The 21,121-nt window shown below is 55.9% G+C and carries 16 protein-coding genes and 1 pseudogene; 11 read left to right on the top strand and 6 right to left on the bottom strand.

Annotation, left to right across the window (positions count from 1 at the left end):
* Window positions 1-72 precede the first annotated feature (72 nt).
* From FCN15_RS11615 to FCN15_RS11625, 3 genes are read left to right on the top strand one after another with little or no spacing between them, the layout of a single operon-like run.
* Window positions 73-2,043, top strand: coding sequence for a peptidase U32 family protein (locus tag FCN15_RS11615; RefSeq protein ID WP_138495172.1), 1,971 nt, complete (start codon window positions 73-75; stop codon window positions 2,041-2,043).
* Window positions 2,040-3,362 (top strand): aspartate aminotransferase family protein, encoded by a 1,323-nt coding sequence (locus FCN15_RS11620; RefSeq protein ID WP_138495173.1) that lies wholly within the window; start codon window positions 2,040-2,042, stop codon window positions 3,360-3,362. Before FCN15_RS11615 ends, FCN15_RS11620 begins: the two co-directional genes overlap by 4 nt.
* Before the next feature lie 4 nt (window positions 3,363-3,366).
* Window positions 3,367-4,239, top strand: coding sequence for a UbiA-like polyprenyltransferase (locus tag FCN15_RS11625; protein ID WP_138495174.1), 873 nt, complete (start codon window positions 3,367-3,369; stop codon window positions 4,237-4,239).
* A 173-nt stretch (window positions 4,240-4,412) separates the two neighbouring features.
* Here the strand turns inward: FCN15_RS11625 and FCN15_RS11630 are convergent, their stop codons facing one another.
* On the bottom strand, window positions 4,413-5,291 hold the full coding sequence (locus FCN15_RS11630; protein WP_138495175.1) for a helix-turn-helix domain-containing protein: 879 nt from the start codon (window positions 5,289-5,291) through the stop codon (window positions 4,413-4,415).
* Between the two features lie 196 nt (window positions 5,292-5,487).
* On the opposite strand from FCN15_RS11630, the gene FCN15_RS11635 reads away from it, so the two are divergent.
* A complete protein-coding gene (locus FCN15_RS11635; protein WP_138495176.1) occupies window positions 5,488-6,099 on the top strand; it encodes a sugar O-acetyltransferase in 612 nt (203 codons plus the stop codon).
* Window positions 6,100-6,182: 83 nt separating this feature from the next.
* Here FCN15_RS11635 and FCN15_RS11640 read toward each other — a convergent pair whose 3' ends face one another.
* The 4 genes from FCN15_RS11640 to FCN15_RS11655 form a co-directional block, all read right to left on the bottom strand.
* Complete coding sequence (locus FCN15_RS11640) at window positions 6,183-7,163, bottom strand: polyprenyl synthetase family protein (protein WP_138495177.1); 981 nt, start codon at window positions 7,161-7,163, stop codon at window positions 6,183-6,185.
* 31 nt (window positions 7,164-7,194) lie between these two features.
* Complete coding sequence (locus FCN15_RS11645; RefSeq protein ID WP_203232129.1) at window positions 7,195-7,671, bottom strand: hypothetical protein; 477 nt, start codon at window positions 7,669-7,671, stop codon at window positions 7,195-7,197.
* A 192-nt stretch (window positions 7,672-7,863) separates the two neighbouring features.
* Complete coding sequence (locus FCN15_RS11650) at window positions 7,864-9,822, bottom strand: NAD(P)/FAD-dependent oxidoreductase (protein WP_138495178.1); 1,959 nt, start codon at window positions 9,820-9,822, stop codon at window positions 7,864-7,866.
* Between the two features lie 218 nt (window positions 9,823-10,040).
* Window positions 10,041-11,669 carry a potassium/proton antiporter gene (locus FCN15_RS11655; RefSeq protein ID WP_138495179.1) on the bottom strand — a complete coding sequence of 543 codons (1,629 nt, stop codon included), beginning with the start codon at window positions 11,667-11,669 and terminating at the stop codon, window positions 10,041-10,043.
* Window positions 11,670-11,893: 224 nt separating this feature from the next.
* On the opposite strand from FCN15_RS11655, the gene FCN15_RS11660 reads away from it, so the two are divergent.
* The 5 genes from FCN15_RS11660 to FCN15_RS11680 all read left to right on the top strand — a co-directional run bounded on the left by FCN15_RS11660 (window position 11,894) and on the right by FCN15_RS11680 (window position 16,206).
* Window positions 11,894-13,396, top strand: a complete 1,503-nt coding sequence (locus FCN15_RS11660; RefSeq protein ID WP_138495180.1) for an HD-GYP domain-containing protein — start codon at window positions 11,894-11,896, stop codon at window positions 13,394-13,396.
* A gap of 198 nt (window positions 13,397-13,594) precedes the next feature.
* Window positions 13,595-13,795 (top strand): CsbD family protein, encoded by a 201-nt coding sequence (locus tag FCN15_RS11665; RefSeq protein ID WP_138495181.1) that lies wholly within the window; start codon window positions 13,595-13,597, stop codon window positions 13,793-13,795.
* A 37-nt stretch (window positions 13,796-13,832) separates the two neighbouring features.
* Window positions 13,833-14,099: a hypothetical protein gene (locus FCN15_RS11670; protein ID WP_138495182.1), complete on the top strand. Its 267-nt coding sequence runs from the start codon at window positions 13,833-13,835 to the stop codon at window positions 14,097-14,099.
* A 254-nt stretch (window positions 14,100-14,353) separates the two neighbouring features.
* Window positions 14,354-15,766 carry an ATP-binding protein gene (locus FCN15_RS11675; RefSeq protein ID WP_138495201.1) on the top strand — a complete coding sequence of 471 codons (1,413 nt, stop codon included), beginning with the start codon at window positions 14,354-14,356 and terminating at the stop codon, window positions 15,764-15,766.
* A 59-nt stretch (window positions 15,767-15,825) separates the two neighbouring features.
* Window positions 15,826-16,206 (top strand): RidA family protein, encoded by a 381-nt coding sequence (locus FCN15_RS11680; RefSeq protein ID WP_138495183.1) that lies wholly within the window; start codon window positions 15,826-15,828, stop codon window positions 16,204-16,206.
* Between the two features lie 151 nt (window positions 16,207-16,357).
* Here FCN15_RS11680 and FCN15_RS11685 read toward each other — a convergent pair whose 3' ends face one another.
* Complete coding sequence (locus FCN15_RS11685) at window positions 16,358-17,173, bottom strand: tryptophan-rich sensory protein (RefSeq protein ID WP_138495184.1); 816 nt, start codon at window positions 17,171-17,173, stop codon at window positions 16,358-16,360.
* Between the two features lie 198 nt (window positions 17,174-17,371).
* On the opposite strand from FCN15_RS11685, the gene FCN15_RS11690 reads away from it, so the two are divergent.
* Together FCN15_RS11690 and FCN15_RS11695 are read left to right on the top strand one after the other, a co-directional pair.
* Window positions 17,372-20,488 (top strand): DEAD/DEAH box helicase, encoded by a 3,117-nt coding sequence (locus FCN15_RS11690; protein ID WP_138495185.1) that lies wholly within the window; start codon window positions 17,372-17,374, stop codon window positions 20,486-20,488.
* A gap of 23 nt (window positions 20,489-20,511) precedes the next feature.
* Window positions 20,512-21,121: pseudogene (locus tag FCN15_RS11695) on the top strand (hypothetical protein); the annotation flags it as partial.

Consider the following 21,121-nt stretch of genomic DNA (forward strand, 5'->3'; position numbering starts at 1 on the left):
TGACTTGGATACAAGGTTTTGGATATGAGGAGACAAGAAGCAGGACAACAATAAGGTATGGGGGAGATTCCAATGGCAAGATATTTTAACGGCAGAGAAGTGGAGCTGCTGGCTCCGGTCGGCACTTTTGAAATATTCAAACAGGTCATCGGCGAAGGCTGTGACGCGGTTTATCTGGGCGGCCCGTCCCTGAACATGCGCCTGATGCGGAAGGGATATAATTTTACACTGGAGGAAATGGAAGAAGCGATCCGGATTGCTCATTCCCTCGGCAAAAAAGTCTACGTCACCGTCAACAACATGCTGAACGAGCAGGAAATGGAAGAGACAGCCGAATATCTGAAGTATCTGGAGACCATCGGCCCGGATGCCTTGATCGTACAGGACTTCGCGGTCGTCTCGCTGATTCACAAGCTTGGACTGAAGCTGCATGTCCACTCCTCCGTCATGATGAACGCCCACAATATTGAAATGGTGCTGGCGCTGAAAGAGCTCGGCGTCACCCGCGTGGTCACCTCCCGCGAAATGGACCTGCATACGACCCGTCAGCTGCTGAACGCTACCGGCATGGAGCTGGAGTATTTCATTCACGGCGATCTGTGCAGCGTACACGGCGCGAACTGCTATTTCAGCTCCGCCGTCTTCGGCAACAGCTCGAACCGCGGAAGATGCCTCAAGCCGTGCCGCTGGGAGTACCGGGTCAAGAAGGACGGCAACGTCTATCCGACCGAATATCCGCTGGCAGCCAAAGACATGTTCATGTACGAGCACATCCCTGAGCTGATTCAGGGCGGCATCACCTCCTTCAAGATCGAAGGCCGGATGCGCGACGCCGAGTTTGTGCAGCTGCTGGTCCGCAGCTACAGCGACGCTATCGACCGCTACCTTGACGATCCGGTCGGATTCGACCGCAGCGTGGATACGCCGTCGCTGTTTGAGCACCGGAAGCGGGATTTTACAACCGCTTATTCCTTTGGCCGTCCCGGCCTGGATTTTATCAACCGCCGTTATGAGGGAACAGGCAAATTCTACAGCACCGGCAAGGTATTCAGTACGCCGACGGCCGAGCGGGAGCTGGAGGAAGAACGGATCGGACGGATCCGCAGCCGGCTGGCAGAAGAGAAGAGAAGCAGCGCAGGCCGCGGCGAGGTGTCCGTGCATGTGAACAACATGGAGCAGGCCAAAGCCGCTCTGGCGGCAGGAGCCGACCATATTTACCTGTCAGGAGATGTGTTCGAGCCGGATCGTCCTTTTACAAAAGCTGAAATCAAAGAGCTTGGAGCGCTGAAAGGCAGCGCGAAGCTGTACCTCGGCCTGCCGCGCATGATGCGGGAGATCCATTTTGAGCAATATGATGCGCTGCTGCGCGGCGAGCGTCTGCCGATTGACGGCATCCTGATAACGAACATCGGGGCGATCCGCCGGTTTGCGTCCGCAGGCTATCCGATGATCGGGGACTACAACCTGAACATTCTTAATCACCTGGCCGGCGGCTTCTACCGGGAGCAGGGGCTGGAGCGTTACACCGTGTCCATGGAGGCGCCGCTTGAAGAGCTGGCCCAGCTGCTGAAGGCAGGCCGGGGTCCGGTGGAGGCCATCGTGCACGGCTCGCCTGCGCTGATGTATATGGAGCATGATCTCTATGAAAATGCGGAGCTCTTCCAGCCGCTGGCCGAAGAGGATAACGTGTATGTGCCGAACGATGTGCTGGTGCTGATGACGGACAAAGGGGAGAATCCGGTCTACCGCGACGCGCACGGACGCTGCCATCTGATGATGGCGAAGGAGCTCTGCCTGCTGCCCGCTGTTAAGGAGCTGCTGGAAGCGGGTCTGACCCACTTCCGGATTGAAGGCGCGGCTTACCGCGATGTGAACCGGCTGGCGGAGGTTGTAGCCGTGTACCGCCGTGTGCTGGATCAGCCGGAGAGCGCCGCAGCCGAATTTGAAGCCTTGAAGCCGGTTTATGGCGGATACACAGCAGGAGCGCTGCATTTTAACGGGGCGGCAAGGGAAGCGGAAGCGAAAGCGGAGGTGCTGGCATGAGCGCATTTATCGGACCTGAAGCAATTGTGAAGAAGAGACAGGAATATTTCTATCCCTGCACCAGTCATTTCTACCGCAAGCCGCCGCAGCTGGTGCGAGGCTCCATGCAGTATCTGTACGGGCATGACGGCGTCCGGTATACGGACTTCTATGCCGGGGTCTCCGTCGCTTCCTGCGGGCACTGCAACCCTTATATCGCAGCCAAAACGGTCGCGCAGCTCCGCGAGCTGCAGCATACCTGCACCATATATTTGACGGAGCAGAATGTAGATTTGGCGGAGCGGCTGGCGGCGATCCTGCCGGGCGGCCTCAGCCGCAGCTTCTTCTGCAACAGCGGCTCCGAGGCGAACGAGGGGGCGCTGCTGCTGGCCCGGATGCATACGGGCCGCCGGAAGTTTATCGCGCTCGAGAACGGCCTGCACGGCCGGACGTACCTGACGATGAGCGTGACGGGCCTTGCCATGTGGCGGACGGATCCGGAGCTGGCGAAGGATCAGGACGCGGCCTTTATCCCGCGCCCGTTTGAACAGGGCGGGGACCAGGAGGCAGCGGCCCGGCGGTCGCTTGCGGCGCTGGAGCAGCTGCTGGCGGAGCGCGGCGGCGAGTTCGCCGCCATGATCGCGGAGCCGATCCAGGGCAACGGCGGCATCATCGTGCCGCCGGAGTGGTACTTCCCGGAGGTGAAACGTCTGCTCGGGCAGCACGGAGTGCTGCTGATCGCGGACGAGATCCAGACGGGCTTCGGCCGGACCGGCCGGATGTTCGCCATGGAGCGCTGGGGCGTAGTGCCTGACATTATGAGCGTCGCCAAGGGCCTCGGCAGCGGCATTCCGGTTGCGGCCTTCTGCACAACCAGCGAGATCGCGGCCAGCCTGAACCGGCCGTCGGCCTCCACCTTCGGCGGCAATCCGGTGTCGTCGGCAACCGCCCTGGCGGTGCTGGACTTCATTGAGGGCCACCGCCTGATCCAGCGTTCGGAAGAGCTGGGCGAGCAGCTGCGGGAAGGCCTCGAGCGCCTGGTGGTTCAGTACCCGGAGCTCATTACCGATGTGCGCGGAGAAGGACTGATGATGGGACTTGGCATTGCCGAGGACCGGCCAGAGCTTGGAGCCCGCCTGACGGATGACCTGCTGGAGGGTATGAAGGACAAAGGCTACCTGCTCGGCAAAAATGGCGTCGGCCGCAACGTGCTGGCCTTCCAGCCGCCGCTCGTCATTTCGGCGGCGGACATTACAGGCATGCTGGCCGCGCTGGAAGAGGAGCTTGAGGCGCTGAATGCCGGCGCATCCGCAGGCAGCGCTTCGGCGGAGGGGCGGTGACGGCATGTCCACGCTATCGCTTGTCTACCGCAAAGCCAAGCTGTTCGGCGAGCTCGTTATGTTTTCCCATACCCTGTTCTCCCTGCCGTTTGCGGTGATCTCCATGGTATGGGCCGCCCACGGTATTCCGTCCGGACGGACGATGCTGTGGGGAGTGATCGCGCTGGTTGCGGCCCGCAACGGGGCGAATGCTTTTAACCGGGTAGCGGATATGACCTTTGACGCCATGAATCCCCGGACCGCCCAGCGTCACATGCCGCGCCAGCTGCTGAAGTCCAGGGAAGTGCTGATCTTCGTGGCCGTGAACTACGCCATCTTCATCGGCGCATCCGCCATGCTGAACCTGCTCTGCTTCGTGCTGTCGCCTGTCGCTATTTTTCTGATCTCATCTTATTCCTATACGAAACGCTTTACGTTCCTCAGCCATTTGTATCTTGGCTTTGTGATCGCCTCAGCGCCGATCGGCGCCTGGTTCGCCGTTACCGGCCATTTTGCCTTTACGCCGTTTGTGCTGGGCACTGTGGTCATGCTGTGGATCGCCGGCTTTGACGTCATCTACGGCACGCAGGATATCGAATTTGACCGCACTGTAGGTCTATGGTCGATTCCAAGCTACTTCGGCCTGACGAACGCGCTGTGGATCGCCAAAGGCCTGCACGCCGTTATGGTGCTGCTGCTTGTGTTCCTGTATTTCTGGCAGGGCCTTGACTGGCTGTACCTGCTCGGCATCGCGATAGCCGTGCTGCTGCTGCTGACGGAGCATAATCTGATTAAACCAACCAACCGCCGGCTGATGAAGATTGCATCCTACAACCTGAATCAGGTCATCAGCATGACGATTCTGGCCTTTACGCTTGCGGATTATTTTCTGCTGTAAGCCCGGCGTCCCTGCGGCCCCATGGCCCTGCGGCCCAATGGCCAGGTGTACACTCGAATGCTCGAATGCTCGAATGCTCGAATGCTCGAATTAAAAATAGCAAATGAAATCCAGCGAGAAGGACGCAGCCCAGGCGAAGGCAAGGGGAGCGTCCTTTTTGCTGAACCTTTTTCCTACCTGTTCTTTTCATGTGCTCTCTTCAATTCATTTCGATAATGAGCCGGCGATTGGCCGGTCCACTTCTTGAATTGTTTGGAGAAATACAGAGGATCAGCATAGCCGCAGGAGTTCCCGACCTGTTCGATGCTTATGGGGGTGTTCAACAGCTCTTTGGCTCTTTCCATGCGGATCTGATTGATGTACTGCCGGGGAGATAAGCTCGTAAGCTGTTTAAATACCTTGGTAAAATGCGTCCGGTGATACCCAAGCGAGGCCGCTAATTTCTCGATAGAAATAGGCTGCATATACTGCGTCTGGAACCATCTGACCGCCTGCTCCACCAAACGTTCAGAGCCGGTAAGCACCTCAGCTGAAGAATACTGCAGTTTAGGTGCATTCAAGCGGGCAAAATCCGCCAGAAGGACGCGAAACCATCCGTCAGCCGCTAATGCTGCTGCCGTCTCACCCGCTTTCTGTTCAAATACCTGTTCAATTGCTTCAAATATGCCGGCCAGATATTCAGGATCCGCCCCTCTGATGACGGGGTCCGTAAGGGTAACACCGGCCTTTTCAAGCATTTCTGCAACGCGCGGGCCTTGAAGGGCCGCCCAGCGGTAGGACCATGGGTCAGCACCATCGGCCTCGTAGCTGAATAATACGCCGGGGAAAATAACAAAAGTATCCCCTTGGCCCAAACGGTATTTCTTCCTCTGCCATTCAAAAGTACCATATCCGCTGTCTACACTATGGATCAATATGTAATTGTAAACAGCCGGGCCGACCTTATGGCGGGGAAGCGGCTTTGCCGCACCGGCAAAGGTGACATTCAGCTCTGCGTTTAATAAATAGGGGTTCATCTGCACTCTGTATTCATAATGCTCCGGATTTTCCATGCCTAAGTCTCCTCATAAACTACTGCGGATATGAAAATAATAATACTACAAATCTCCATATATGAATGGCAATGCTCCATGCCCAAAGGGCTGCTGTGAATCTATAGTAAGAGATATAGAAATCGTAAGGACCTTGTCCGTACTTGCCCCAAATTGTCAATCAAACATTCAGTCTAAATAATAAGGAGATAGAGTCATGAGCATTAAAGAACAGCTTCACAATGGGAATTTATATTTGCCTGGAGATGAGGAGCTCAGCAGGGAGCAGTCCAGTTGTCTCGAGAAACTTTATGATTTCAACCTGACGCGGCCGGGAGAACAGGAGAAACGGGCAGCACTTCTCAAAGAGATGTTTGGAGAGATTGGCGAGGGCTGCTACATCGAGCCGCCGCTGCATGCCAATTGGGGAGGGAAGCATGTTCACTTCGGGAAAAATATTTATGCCAACTTCAATTTAACTCTGGTTGACGATACCCATATTTACGTCGGCGATTACACCATGTTCGGGCCCAATGTGACTGTAGCAACAGCCGGACATCCGATCCTGCCTGAGCTTCGTGAGCAGGCCTATCAGTATAATGCGCCAGTTACGATTGGCAGAAATTGCTGGATCGGCGCCGGAGTCCTCATTCTTCCGGGTATTACGATCGGCGACAATACCGTCATCGGAGCAGGAAGTGTCGTGACCAAGGATATCCCCGCAAATGTCGTGGCTGTCGGCAATCCGTGCAAGGTGCATCGTGAGATTAATGAACGTGACAAGGAGTTTTACTACAAAGACCGGAGGATGATGAAAGGCCTCCTGTAAAATAAATAAAAGCCGCAGACCCCGCGCTTTACCCGCGGAATCTGCGGCTTTGCTGCTGCCGTAACGCTGACCCGGTGCCCGGGTTATTTGCTCCGGCAGCCAAAATAATCGAGCAGCGTATATAAATCCCGCTGCGCCTCAAAACCCTCCAGCCCGTCTGCAAGCCGACGGGCTTCCTCGAGCAGCCGAAGGCTGTACGCTTCGGCCCGCTCGAGGCACCCGCTGCTCCGGATCGCAGCGAGCACGCCGTCGACCTCCTCGGAAGAGGTCGACGGCCCGACCCGCCGGATGCGCTGCGCAAGCTTCGCATCCTCCAGGGCAAACAGCACCGGCAGCGTCACCTGGCCGCTGCGGAGGTCGCTGCCGGCCGGCTTGCCGAGCTGCTCCTCGGTGCCTGTGAAGTCCAGCAGGTCGTCACGGATCTGGAAGGACAGGCCGAGCTTGTCGCCGAACTCGTACAGCCTGCCGGAGATGTCCTCATCCGCGCCGGCAGCCTGGGCGCCGATGCGCAGGCAGGCCGCCATGAGCAGGGAGGTTTTGTTGCGGGATTTCTCGAGGTACTGATCCAGCGTCAGATCGTAGTCAAAGGCATGCTTCAGCTGCTGGTATTCTCCGATGCAGAGGCGGGAGGTCGCCATGGACGAAAGATCAAATACATACCGCTTGCGGTCTGCGGAGTATTCCGCAATCAGCTCTACCACCCGGGCCGACATGTAGCTGCCGATGTGAACGGCAGGGTAAATGCCGGTCTGTGTATGGGTAGCCGGGCGTCCGCGACGCAGCGGGGAGTCGTCAAGGATGTCGTCGTGAATCAAAGACGCGGCATGGATGAACTCTGCCGCCGCTGCCAGGCGCCAGATTTTCCGCTTATCGGAGGCAGGGCCGAACCGGCTGCCTACAATAACCATCAGCGGACGGAGCCGCTTGCCGCCGGAAGCGATAAGTCCGGTAATGGCCCCTGCCAGCTCCGAAGAACGGGGAACGTCGGGATCATGCTTGACGATATTGGTGATTTCACGGTCTATGGACGTCAAGGGGATTTGCAGCGCTTCGTTCAGCTTCATTTCGGTTCCTCTCCTCTCAGATGGTTAAAGGTTAAATGGCTTCAGCGGCCAGCGTCTGCTGCCGCGCCGAATCGTTCAGCATCTTGCATGCCGTGCGGATAAAGCGGGATAAGCCCTGCAGCAGCAGTTCATCCTGCGGTGCGCCTTCTGCACGTTTGATCTGGATCTTCTTGATGAAAGGGGCCAAAGCGGCAATCAGATCAAATTCTTCCCATTTGAGTGCAAGATCCAGGTACACGCTGTATAAGTAATCACCGTCCAGCAGTCTGCGGGCCAGCTGTGAGTCAGGGGCCTTACAGGCCTGATGGCACTGCATGGCAAGTCTGACAGCATAATAAAGGGCGAGAATCCGTGCCGAGCGAAGAGGGGGCAGGGTGCTGTCCTCCAGCATCTGGGCGGCGTCACTTAGCAGACATAACGAGGAAGCAGTGTCCGGGGCGATGCCGGATTCCGGCGCCAACTGGACCTGCAGAAGCTTTGAGGCGTTCTGGATAAGGCTGGTGTTCATGGTCAGTCGCTCCTTCCCTTCGCGGGACACGGAAGATCCCGCCCGAAGCATTTTTACATTTGAATTTAAGTTACAGCAGATGGAACAGGGGATGCCGTCAAATCGTTTGCTTTCCTGAAAAATCGAAAGCCGTGCGGAGTTCCGCACGGCTCCGGAATCTTTATTCATGAGGAGGCCTTTGTTCAACTGCTCTTATTTCGATTGTCCGGCAGAAGCGGAGCCTGCGCCGGAAGCTGGAAGAGCAGGCTTGCTCATTGCGCCGAGCTCTGGGCCTTCCTCGGTGTAGAGATACCATCTGCGGACGAGCGGAATTCTCTTCCACTGCTTCTTGAGCCAAGGCAGTACGTAATAATCAAGGCCAAACACGCTGCCGGATCCGCCGATCAGAGCGATTCCCGCCATCCAGTACCACAGCATTTCGGTCGAAGCCATGCTGGAGGACCAGATCATAACCCCGATGCCGACAGAAGCGATGGAGCTGATTGCGGAGAACAGGCCGACGATCAGCAGGATGCCGATGGCCAGCTCGGCAAAGACCATGCAGAACTGGAACACGCTGGCGAGTCCGGTGAAGCTTCCGTCCGAGTGATAGAAGAAGATATCCATAAATCCATTTACGATATTCGTAATAAAATGCGGAACAGGCATAGCTTCAACAGCTTCTTTGGCACTGCCGACCGCGGAAGCGGCGCTTTGCGAGTCAACGGTAGTAGCCACGGCTCCTGCAGCTTCACTGGCAGCAGAAGTAGCGTCAGCGGCCTTGGAGGATACAGGGATCAGGAAAATATCATTCGGATGATTCCAGACCTTCGGCAGCTTATCCAGCGCTTCGTCCAGCCATTTATAGCCGACAAACAGGCGCAGCGGCAGCAGCCAGAAGTTCGGGGAGCGTTTCGAGAAATGCCCGCCGACAAAGCTTCTGCGGTTGTTCACATGGAAGAACTCGTGCATCATGTACGTCCAGACTTTATTGAAGCCTGCAACGGTGAACAGGTAATACAGATTTATCATATGCTTGAAGAACATGGCCAGGAACCCGCTGACCTGGAACATTTTGTTCGGAAGGCCGACGTTGGCTACGCCGTAGCGGCTGCCGATGCTGACCATGGTGCCGTGGAAGCCCGGCTTGTAGGACTTCTTAGGTTTTCCTGTAATTTCAGCATGGATGTTATGGGCGATGATCGGACCGGCCTGCTCGGCATTTTCAACCATTTGCGGTACAGGGCGGGTTTCGCCTTCCGGAATGAAGAAGATGTTGTCGCCGACGATATAGACATTGTCGTGATCGACGCTTTGCAGCTTGTCGTTGGTCACAATCCGTTTGCGGCCCTGCTGCTGGACATCCAGCGTGCCGACCAGATCGGAGCCTTCAACGCCGGCGGTCCAGACGATGGTGTCGGCTTCGAGCTCTTTGTCGCCAAGCACAACGCTGCCTGGATTTACGCCGGTAATTTTGGCGCTTGTAATAATTTCAACGCCGCGTTTCTCAAGGTAACGGGCTGATTTCTCGATGAGCGGATCAGGCAGGATCGGCAGAATCTTCGGTGCCATATCGGCAACGACCAGGCGCACATCACTGCGGTCAAAATTGTACTCTCTGCACAGCTCGTCACGATATTCGGACAATTCGCCGATCAGCTCGATGCCGGTAAAGCCGGCGCCTACAACAACAAAGGTAAGCAGCTTACGGCGTATAGCAGCGTCGGTTTCTTTGGAGGCCTGCCCGAACATGCTGCGTACTTGCTCTTTCAGGCGTACGGCGTCTTCATAAGACCAGAGTGTAAGGGCATTTTCCTCTGCGCCCGGAATGCCGAAGAAGGTCGGCTTACATCCGGTGCCGATCACCAGATAGTCGTAGTTATAGGTAGTTTCAGCTGAACGGAGCTGGCTGCCCTTGAAGTCGATGGACTCAATATTGTCGAGCACGACATCTACATTCCGGCCTTCAAACATTTTCTTCAGTTCAATCCGGATCGCATCTTCAGGTGTCCGGTTTGCAGCAACCTCATGCAGCTCGGTCAGAAGCGTGTGATAGGGATTGCGGTCAATCAGCGTGATCTGGACATCGGAGTTTTTCTTAAACTTTTTGGCCAGGTGCTTGCCGGTTACGACACCGCCATAGCCGCCGCCAAGAATAACGATTTTCTTCATTATGCTTCACCTTTTCTATTTAATCTGGTCGCTCTTTAATTGCTGACTGCTCATTGATGCCAAAAGGGCGCGCTGCCTTTTTTCTACTTGTTCGAGGGAATCTTAGCATATCAAGTTGTAATAATATGTGAAAGAAATCACATGGCCTGTGATAAATGAAACCTTCCCCCGGAAAGGGAAAGGTTCAGGGCTTCTTATTCAAGGCGGGGACAGCCCCGTTATTTGTTCCCGGAGCGCCGTTTATGAGGATATTTCTGTGCGTTCTCCCTGCCCGCTTCATCCTCATTATCTTCTTCCTCCTCCGCTTCTTCCATCTGCGGTACGAGGCTTCCTTGATTGACCGGAGGGAGCGGCTCGGGAATCAGTTCGGGTTCGGCAGGCACCGTCGTAAGGCTTGTGGAGCGGAAGCTGAAAATCTCCTTGATCCGCCTGCGTTCCGCCTTTGGCCCCAACAGGTACAAGGTATCTCCTTCCGAAATCATCGTATCTCCAAGAGGCGCAACGATCTGGTCGCCCCGGATAATGGCGGTCACCAGCACCTCGGGCGGCAGCCCCAGTTCTCTGATCCGCCTGCCGATCACTTTCATTCCGGCGTGAATATGAAGGTGGTTCATTTCGGAACGGGTTTTGCCAAGGGAGACCAGTTCAAGCAGAGACAGGGACTGCTCGCTGACTTCTCCGGACAGCCCCAGCCTGCGGGCAAGCGGAGAGATGGTCGGCCCCTGAATGACGGCGGAGGTCAGGATAATAAAGAAGACAACGTTGAAGAACAGCTGGCCATGCTCCAGACCGGCAATCAGCGGGTAGGTGGCCAGTACGATCGGCACAGCCCCTCTAAGGCCTGCCCAGGACAGCAGCACCTGCTCCCTGAAGCTGAATTTAGAGAACAGCATGGAGGCGAACACGCCTGCGGGCCGGGCAATAAACATCAGGATCAGCGATAAGGCGAGCCCGGGCAGAACGATGCCAAGCAGATCGGCTGGAAAAACAAGCAGGCCGAGCAACGTGAACATGGTAATCTGCATGATCCAGGCGAAGCCTTTGTTGAACTGCAGGATGGACTGCCGGTGCGTTAAATCGTTGTTGCCCAGCACAAGCGCCATTACATAAACGGCCAGCAGGCCGCTCCCGTGGGCGGCGGAGGTCAGCCCGTAGGTGAGCACGGCGAAGGCAATGGCCAGCACCGGGTACAGGCCGGATGAATCGAAATTGATAAGATTGATGCCCTTCACCGCAGCCCACCCAAGGAGAAGCCCGGCTGCCAGGCCGATACCCATTTCAAGCCCGAAAGACATGACCAGCTTCCAGACCGCCTGATCCGGATGCTGGAGCCAGCTGATCAAAGTAACGGTCAGAAAGACGGCCATAGGATCGTTGCTGCCTGATTCAGCCTCCAGGGTGGAGGTGATTCTTTCTTTAATATTCCTTCCGCTGAGGACGGAGAAGACGGCTGCCGCATCAGTGGAGCCGACAATGGCCCCGAACAGGAGGCCCTGGGTTAAGGTGACGTCCAGAATATAATGGGCGCACAGCCCCACCAGGACGGTAGTGACCAGCACACCGATTGTCGAAAGGGACAGGGCGGAGCCGATCACAGGCTTGATGGTTATAAATTTGGTCTGCATGCCGCCGTCCAGCAGAATAATAATTAAAGCCAGCGTGCCGACCAGCTGGGTCAGAAAGGGATTATCGTAATAGACGAAGTGGTTGAGCCCCATACCTGCGGCGATAAAAAAGACAAGGGCAGGAAGGCCAAGCCTGCTCGAAAATTTGGTCGATATCACGCCCACAAGAAGCAGCAGCGCCAGCAGAATGATGATATTTTCAGTCAGCCGGGTGAGTTCCATATTTAAACAGCCCCTCATTATGTTGGCATTTCACGCTTCAGCGCCTACCCTTAATTAGACGAAAGGGGCAGATAACGAAACAAGAGACGGCAGAGCCGGCCAAGGCGAACCGCTATTTTCTGAAAAAGAAAGGCTCTTCTGTCAACAATCAGAGCCCCGCAGCCGATAATAATAACAGATCTATCATCTTTATCAGTTTGACTGCGGAAAGAAGGAACGTTCCTTTGGAAGTCTACCGGAAATTTGTACAGCGGCTTATCTTGAATTATCTGATAGGCTCGATCATCGTGGTACTGGGTGTGGGGGGCGTTGTGATCTACAGCAGCCTGGACGTTCCTGGTATTGAGCTGGAACGTTTATCGCTTGTCCTTCTCTTCTCTGTGATCCTCATGATGGCGATGGATGCAATGGCCTTTATTAAGGACATGAAGCCGGTCAAAGGTTTGTTCGAAGCGGAGGCAGAGGACAGGACATGGCCTGAATTTCAGCAAGCCTATCTGCATATCCACCGCCTGCCGTTTCTGGCCGTTAAGCGGATTTTGGGTCCTCATTTCTTAAGCTTGTCAATTCCTGCTGTTCTCCTGACCTCATGGCTGGTTAACATCAAGGCGGTCACCATCCCTCTTCATTACCTTCTGTTAGCAGGCATAGGAGCGCTCTTAATCGCGCTTATGCACGCTTTGATCGAGTTCTATTTAACCTCCTGGGCCTGCAGGCCCCTTATTGAAGAAGTGCTCAGGGTCAGCGAAAGCCAGTATGGCCGGAGAATTTCACTCGAAGGCCAGGTCATCATGTCCATTCGCCGCAAGTTCCAGCTCAGCACATTTCTGATCGGTGTTTTTCCGCTTCTGCTCTATGGCACGGTTGTCCAGGTGAAGCTCGGAGGCTGGGAGACCGCGAGCAATGCTTACTGGCAGTGGGCCGGAGTGATCCTGGTTCTCGGCATGGCCTTCTCCTACGGGGGAGCCTGGATTCTGACCCGGGAGATTGAGCGGCCGATTCACCATCTGTATGATATGATGGCCAAAGTCAAGGCGGGAGACCTGGACATTCAGGCGGATGACTTCTATTCGGACGAATTCGCTAAGCTGGTCTTCGGATTCAATCACATGCTGGAAGGAATCAAGGTTCAGAATTCACGCAACGAGCAGCTGATTGAAAGCTATTTTTCTACGCTTGCTGCAGCGCTTGATGCCCGGGACCCTTACACGGCGGGGCATTCGCAGAGGGTTGCTGAATATGCGATGCATATCGGAATGCTGGCCAAGCTGCCGGACAAGATGATGGAGGAGCTGAGAAAGTCGGCGCTGCTTCATGACATCGGCAAAATCGGCACCCGCGATGCCGTGCTGCTTAAGGACGGAGTGCTGACCGACGAGGAGTTCCACCAGATCAAGCAGCACCCGGTTCAGGGGGAAATGATCCTCCAGCGGGTTGAGCCGGCGGACGCGATGGCGCCCATCCTGCCCGGGGTAAGATCCCACCATGAACGGTTCGACGGCAAGGGTTATCCCGACAGCCTGAAGGGGGAGAATATTCCTCTCTTCGGAAGAATTATCGCGGTAGCGGACGCCTTTGACGCGATGACCTCGGACAGGCCTTACCGTAAAGGGATGGACACCGACACGGCGATCAACATTCTGGATAAGGGCCGCGGAACCCAGTGGGATCCTTATTTTGCAGGGTTGTTTGTCAATGATTACCGCCAGAAGAGAAAGGCATATTAGAAGAGAAAAGCAAGTGCACAACGCACCGGGAACAGGAAATGCCTGCTCTCCGGTGCGTTGTGCTTTGCGGCGGGTAACCGCAGTTATTTTTGTAAGCCCTTCCACGGTTCGAGATAAATTCTCCGGGGTAATTATCAAGTGTAAAGGCATGGCCAGTTATCACAGCATCTTGACATTAACCTGAAGGAGTGATTGGAAATGGATCATAACGTATTCAAAGGCACATGGAATCAGATAAAAGGGGAAGCAAAGAAACAGTGGGGAGAACTTACGGACGACGATCTCGACGTTATTGACGGGGAGAAAGACAAGCTGGTCGGCAAGCTGCAGGAGCGCTACGGCCACTCCAAGGAAGCGGCAGAGAAGGAATATGACAACTGGACCCGCAGCCGTAACTAAGTACAGGCTACCAATTCTATAACCGAGGCGATTTCCAATGTATAAATCACTCATTATGGAAGGCAGATTATTGGAGCTCCATAACGATTATGCTGTCACCATTCAAGGAGACATGGTCAGCACCTATCACCGGAGGTATTATATGCTTCCGGAAGGAGATTATCCGCTTCAGGCACTAGAAGACAACCAGGACACAGCCGTTCAGCAAGAGGAGAAGCGCAGTCTCGCAGGCAGAGGATTTCATTTCAGGCGGCCGAAGCTGGCTTGGCTGCCGCTTCTGAACAAAGGCGCGAATCGGGTCTGAGGATTCGCGTCTTTTGATTGTCCAAAACCTTGGCTTCGGATTTGGGCTTCTTTTTTATGTGTACCTATTCCGCGAAAGGCCTTCGTGTTATGATAAGATAGAGATATTACAAATTGTTACTATTTGGACAGGGGACCACCATTTACAAAATAATAGCTGCAAATCTATTGAAAATACATCGTGCAGAAGCCGGCTCATTCTCTATAGAGGTGCATCTGTTTCTGCCTGCTGCCGGGAGTGATAGGATGAATAATATGGCAAGTTCCTTTGCAGTAAATTTGAGTATACTGGTCACTATCGCTTATCTGGCTAATCTAGTATATAAATACGTCTTCGTCATCGCTTCGAACCGGATTAAATATGCGGCGTCGGTGCTGCTGATTATTTTCTCCGCTTATGCGTCCATGTGTTTTGGCTTTAAGCTCGGGGATGACGTGATTTTTGATCTCCGCTTTGTTCCGCTGATTATTGCAGCTTTGAGCTTTGGCGAGCCTGCGACGCTGATATTCATTGGGGTGGCGATCGGTCTGTGCCGTCTGCTGTTCGGAATTAATGAAGCCTCTCTGGCGGGCTGTCTGAATTTAACTATACTTGGTGTGGCGGCGGCGGTGCTGAAGGCCTGCTTTAACCGGTTTAGAGTTGGATATGTCCTGCAGGCCTTTCTTTATATTCTGGTTATTAATGTGGTTAACAACCTGAATATTGCCGTCTTCGGCGTAATTCCTTTCAATTATTATGTGGTACACATGCTTCCGGGCACGCTGTTCTGGTCCCTGCTGCTCAGCACCGGCTTTGTGTTTATGTTCCGGGACTTTCAGGTGGAGCGAAGCCGCAACAAGGAGCTTAAGGAAACCAATACGCTGATGATGAGGCAGACGGAGGAGCTGCATAAAGCCAAGATTGTGCTGGAGGAACGGGCCAAGCAGCTGATGCTGGCATCCCAGTACAAGTCCGAATTTCTGGCCAATATGTCCCATGAGCTGAGAACGCCGCTGAACAGCATCATCAACTTGGCTCAGCTGATTTCGGAGAACAGCAAAGTTAACGCAGGCGGTTCCGGTCCGGGCGAGGATGACGAAGCAGCCATGTATGGCGGTATTATTTATAAATCCGGTCAGGAGCTTCTTCAGCTCATTAACGACATTCTGGATTTATCCAAGGTAGAGGCCGGGCGGCTGGAAATTGTGGACGAAGAGGTCAGTATCTGCGAGATTCCCGAACTGATTTATCTGCAGTTTGAAGTGTCAGCCCAGCAGAAAGGCCTGCAGTTCCATATTCACCAGGAGGAGCCTCTTCCGCTAACGATTCATACTGACGGTCAGCGGGTGCAGCAGATTCTGCGCAACCTGCTCTCGAACGCTTTTAAATTTACGTCCCAAGGCGAAGTCAGCCTTACGATGCGCAAATCCGGCGCGCAGGACCAGGTCCAGGGAGACTGGATGATCTTTGAGGTGAAGGATACCGGGATCGGAATTCCGGAGGACAAGCATCACTCGATCTTTGAAGCCTTCCAGCAGGCGGACGGCACTATCAGCCGCAAATACGGCGGTACCGGTCTTGGTTTGTCCATCAGCCGCAACCTGGCACGTCTGCTTGGCGGTTTTATCCGGGTGGAGAGCCAGATTGGCGCGGGCAGCACCTTCTCGCTTTTTCTGCCGCTGAAATGATACAATATGCATAGTTATGAATAACCGAATCATGCGAAGCAAAGGATGGGATTCTGCCAATGAAGAAATCGGTAATTGCAACGACTCATGCTCCCGGGGCTATCGGTCCTTATTCCCAAGGAATTTCGATCGGCGACCTGGTGTATACGTCCGGACAGCTGGGTATGGACCCGGCTGCCGGTGAGCTGGCTGACGGAGTAGCGGCTCAAACCGCGCAGTCCCTGCGGAATGTACAAGCCATTTTGGAAGCCGCCGGCAGCGGCCTGGACCAGGTAGTGAAAACAACGGTTTTCCTGAAAGACATGAACGATTTTGTGAAAATGAACGAGGTGTACAGCACCTTCTTCACAGAGCCTTATCCGGCACGCAGCGCCGTCGAGGTGGCCCGCCTTCCAAAGGATGCGCAGGTAGAGATCGAGGTTGTAGCGCTGAAGAAGTAGTATTCAAGAAATGGCACTCAAGAAATAGCGCTTAAGAAATGGACTGAAGGAATAAGGCATAGAGTATCTGCGCTGCTGCTGCAGCGGGAATAGAAGAAGGCCTCTGAGCGATCAGAGGTCTTCTTCTTTTTTTAGTGAAAAATTTTCCTCGTTACTGGCCGTGCCTGCGGGTTGATGTGAACCCGAAACGGGGGTAGCCTTTTGCCCCTCTCCGGTCATCAGCAGGCCTAAACAGCAGAATCCACAAGCTGAACCCGAGCAGGAAGGCGGCAAGGCCGATGGCTGTTATATAAACGTTGACGGTATCCTTCTGCTCGAAAGCGATGGCTGAATAAGCCCAGACCAGCGCAAGGGGCAGAATGAAGTCGCGGCCCCGGAATGCGGTAATCAGAGCGGCGGCGGCTCCCAGAGCCAGCAGGACAATGGCTATGCCATCCAGCTGGAGGCCCTGCCCGCCCCAGCTGTTCTTCTGAAGCACAGCAGCCATATTGACGAGCAGCGCGGCGCATATCCAGCCTAGATAAAGGCTAAAGGGCAGGCGCAGGAAGAATTGTTCACCCCGCGTTGGGTCAGGGATGAGCCTGGTTTTTCTGTAAATGATGACTAAGGTAACAAGAAGAGCGATCATATCCAGAACGGAGGCTGCGACCAGCTGGTTCTGCCACAGCAGAATCCATCCGGCGTTGAAGACGCACGATAATACGAACCAGAATCCGATGGAGCGAACAGAATCCCGGTGTTCGGTAAATCTTCTGAACTGATAAATGCAGAATCCGGCCAGCAGCAGGTAGATGAGCGACCAGATCATAAACGCATAGCCGGCCGGCGTGACCGGTGTATGGTATTTATCCGACAGCTCGCCTGTCGTATGGCCGCCGAGCGGGATGATCACCGCGGCCGCATTTACGGCAATCATAATGAGATAGAAAATGATGTTCCACCATTTATAAGGATTGTGCCTCAGCATGTCCGGCTCCTCTCTTGAAGCTCAATTGGATTTCTTCCCTTTCTATTCATATACCCGAAGCCGGACAGCTTCTTTCTGCCTGCCCGCTTTATTTTTTTGGTTGAGTTCATACGAGTTTGCGGAAAGCTGTTTTTAATCGGGCAGCTTAATGTATAATATAATATTAAGTTCTCAAACGGAAAAAGACAGGAGAAAGCAATGAATCAACGTCTGTATGGAATATGGCTTGGCGATGTGTTCTTCAGCTTCTCTGGAGAAATATCGGAATCCAGGGTGGATGCGTGGGTACTCACCATGCGCCGGCTTCAATCGCCGGGCGGGGCAAGGCCGTTTCAGCAGGCAGCCCTGCGGATCGCTGAGTTAAGATGGCCTGCGGCAGTTCCGCGGGAGCAGGCACGGCGCGGAGAACGCAGGGGCTTGACCGGGCGCAGCCTGGAAGGCCTGGCTCTGTCGCCTAAAGACACCTGGAGCATGCTGTTCGCCTGGGAAGAAGCCGGCCTGGAAGCCCAGGGCGTAACGCCTGGCGGAGAAATGACCTATTGGCGGGAAGCGGCAAGGTTTGCGCAGAATTTGCTGCAAAGAGGGAAGATTGTACCCGGCTCAGCGCCGGCGGCTGTCCCCGGCGGCAGAAGAAGGGGGACGATGTCAGCCATCCGGGCTGTCTGGTGCCCGCTGCTCGACCTGCCGGAGGATGAGGAACGCTTCCGCAGGCTGGCCGCTGCCATGCCGCCGATCGGACTTGCGCAGATCAGGACGCCGGCCGAGGAGGAGACCCAATCGACCGAGCAGCGCCAGCTTCATGTGCTGCATTCTTTTATCAGCGCACTTATAGATGTCAAAGTACAGGAAACGGTGCAGGAGCTGGGAAGAGAGCTCAGGAAAGCACGGGCTAACTATAGAAGAGGATACTCGCCGCTGAGCGAGCTGTGGTGGAACAATCTAACAGGCCCCGGTTATCCGGCGGAAATTCAGGGCACAGCCGCTGAAATCGGAGAGCTGGAGGCGGCGATAGCCGGAGCGGGGGGCGTAGAGCCGCAGGAACGGGCAGACCATTCCCCCCAGGCCGGACCGGGCTTCAATCTTTGCCTAAGGCTGGAGCCGCCGGAGCGGTGGGAGGAGCACCCTTACTGGATGCTGTCCTTCTGGGCGGAGAGCCGGGAGGATCCGTCTCTCCGGATTGCGGCGGATGGCATCTGGAGCAGCACGGAGCCGGATCTGCCCCTTGGCGGAAGTGTGTACAAGGATGTGCAGACCGAATTTCTGCTGAGCTTGTATAAGGCGGCAGGCGTCTCCCCTGAAGTCAGGGCGGCGCTGAACATTTCAAGTCCCGAGGGGACCGAGCTGACCCAGGAGGAGGTGTACCGCTTTCTGAGCCGGACGGTGCCTCTGCTGCGCCGTCAAGGAATAACGGTGCAGATGCCGTCCAGATGGACGAAGGAGGGCAAGCGGCGGGCCGGCGTGAAGCTGCGCGCAAGAAGCTGGGATCAGCAGGGCAGCCGCCCTGCGAAGACGGATTTCGGCATGCAGCAGCTGGTCACGTTCAAGCTCGAGGCGATGCTGGGCGACCGGATGCTGAGCCTGGAGGAGCTTGAGGAGCTGGCGGGTTCCAAGGTTCCTCTGGTATTTTTCCAGGGTGAGTGGATAGAGATCGACGTCAAGGAAATCCGCCAGATGCTGAAATACATGAAGAAGCATGAAGAAGGAAGCATGACGTTTGCCGAGATGATGCATCTCGCTGCTGATCCTGATCTGGATGAGCAGTGGGAAGGCATGTATATTGCCGGCTTTGAAATGGAAGGCCTGCTGCAGGCGCTGGTGCAAGGAGATGCGCTCGGCTGTCTGGAGAAGAGACCGGTGCCGAAGACGCTGCAGGGAACGCTGCGCCCTTATCAGGAACGCGGTTTCCAGTGGCTGTCCCTGATGAAGAGGCTCGGCTTTGGCGCGCTGCTGGCCGATGACATGGGCCTTGGCAAAACGGTGCAGGTTATTACGGCGATGCTGGACGGTGAGAAGGGAGAAGAAAAGAAGGGAGAAGGAGCCTGTCTCATCATCTGCCCGACTTCCCTTCTGGGCAACTGGCAGCGGGAATTGAAGCGGTTTGCGCCGCAGATGTCGGTCTATATTCATCATGGAGGCAAGAGGCTCCACGGCGAGGAGTTTACGAAAGCCTGCCAGACCTACGATGTCGTTCTTACCACCTACCAGCTGGCCGGACGCGACGCGGCGGAGATGAGGGAGCTGGACTGGTCGGCCATCGTGCTGGATGAAGCGCAGTATATTAAGAACTTCGGCACCAAGCAGGCGCAGAGCGTTATGAAGCTGCGGGCCCCGCAGCGGATTGCGATGACAGGCACGCCGGTGGAGAACCGGCTTGGCGAGCTGTGGTCGATCTTTCAGTTCCTCAATCCGGGCTACTTGGGGACTGCGGCCTCCTTCCGCCGCCAGTATGCGGCTGGAGGCGAGGGCTATCCGGAGGAGCTGGCCAGACTGAGAAAGCTGGTGGCGCCGTTCCTCCTGCGGAGGCTCAAGAGCGACCCGGACATTTCAAAGGACCTGCCGAAGAAGATCGAAATGAAGTCTTACTGCAGTCTTACTTCCGAGCAGGCCGCGCTTTATAAGAATGTTACGGATGAGCTGATGTCGAGAATCGGGGACAGCCAGGGAATCGCGCGGAAAGGTCTGGTTCTATCGTCTTTGACAAAGCTGAAGCAGATCTGTGATCATCCGGCGCTTCAGACGGACGGCGCTGCCGCGGCCCGGGCTTCCGGCGCAGGCCGTTCAGGCAAGCTCGAGAGGCTGCTGGAGCTGGCCGATACGGTAACGGAGAACGGCGAAGCCGCCCTGATCTTCACGCAGTACGTCCGGATGGGTGAGCTGCTTGTCCGCCATATCCGCAGCCGGTACGGGTTTGAGCCGTATTTCCTGCACGGGAGCCTGCCTAAGCGGGAAAGGGATGAGATGGTGCGGACGTTTCAGGACGGCTCCGGGCCCCCGATCTTCATTCTGTCCTTAAAGGCAGGCGGTGTGGGGCTGAATTTAACACGTGCCAATCACGTCATTCATTATGACCGCTGGTGGAATCCGGCAGTAGAGAATCAGGCGACGGACCGGGTGTTCCGCATTGGACAGGAGAAAAATGTAGAGGTCCACAAGCTGATCTGCCAGGGGACGCTGGAGGAGCGGATTGACGAGCTGATCGAGCGCAAAAGATCCCTCTCCGAGCAGGTCGTCGGCTCCGGCGAGCAGTGGCTGACGGAGATGTCGACCGAGGAGCTGCAGGATCTGATTACGCTGCAGACTGTGGACTGGACCTGAATAGACAAAGGAGCGGTGTGGCAATGGCGAAGGGAAAGGCGGCAGCGGAAAACGGCAGCATACAGCTGAAGGCCGCGCCGGGTGAGCTGCTGGCGGAATGGGTTCAGAATCCGATGGGGCAGGGACAGGATCAGTCCGGAAAGCCCGGCCCGGACGGCGCACTCGGAGCCGCCGGACAGGAAGACAAGGAGCGCTGCCAGGCTGCCCTTGCGGTCCGGCAAGCGGATGAAGAGCTGGAAGGGCGGATAGCCGGCTATCTGTCGGAGAAGCCGATGGAGCTGGCCGCTTTGCTGGCCGGAGAGGCCGTGCCCCAAGGGGTGGCGGAGCTGCTTCCCGCGCAGCCGCCCCTCCTTCCGCAGCCCGGCCAGGCCGGGGCTGCGGAAGCGGCGCAGCGCGCGGAAGCTCCGCGCTGCGCCTGCGGCGGCAGCGGCTGCAGGCACGCAGCCGCTCTGCGCGAGGCGGCGGTGTCCGGCTGGAGCACGGACCCGCGCCTCGCCCTCACGGCGCTGAATCTAGCGCCGGAGAAGCTGGCACGCGCCGTATTCGGCGCGTGGGCGCAGGAAGGCGCGCCCGGGCCGGATACCGGCGGCCCGGACGCGCCTTTGGAGCCGCCCGCGGCGCAGCGCGCGGGCG

Origin of the sequence: Paenibacillus pinistramenti, assembly GCF_005869875.1 — a bacterium.
In the GTDB taxonomy this organism is placed as follows: Bacteria; Bacillota; Bacilli; order Paenibacillales; family Paenibacillaceae; genus Fontibacillus; species Fontibacillus pinistramenti.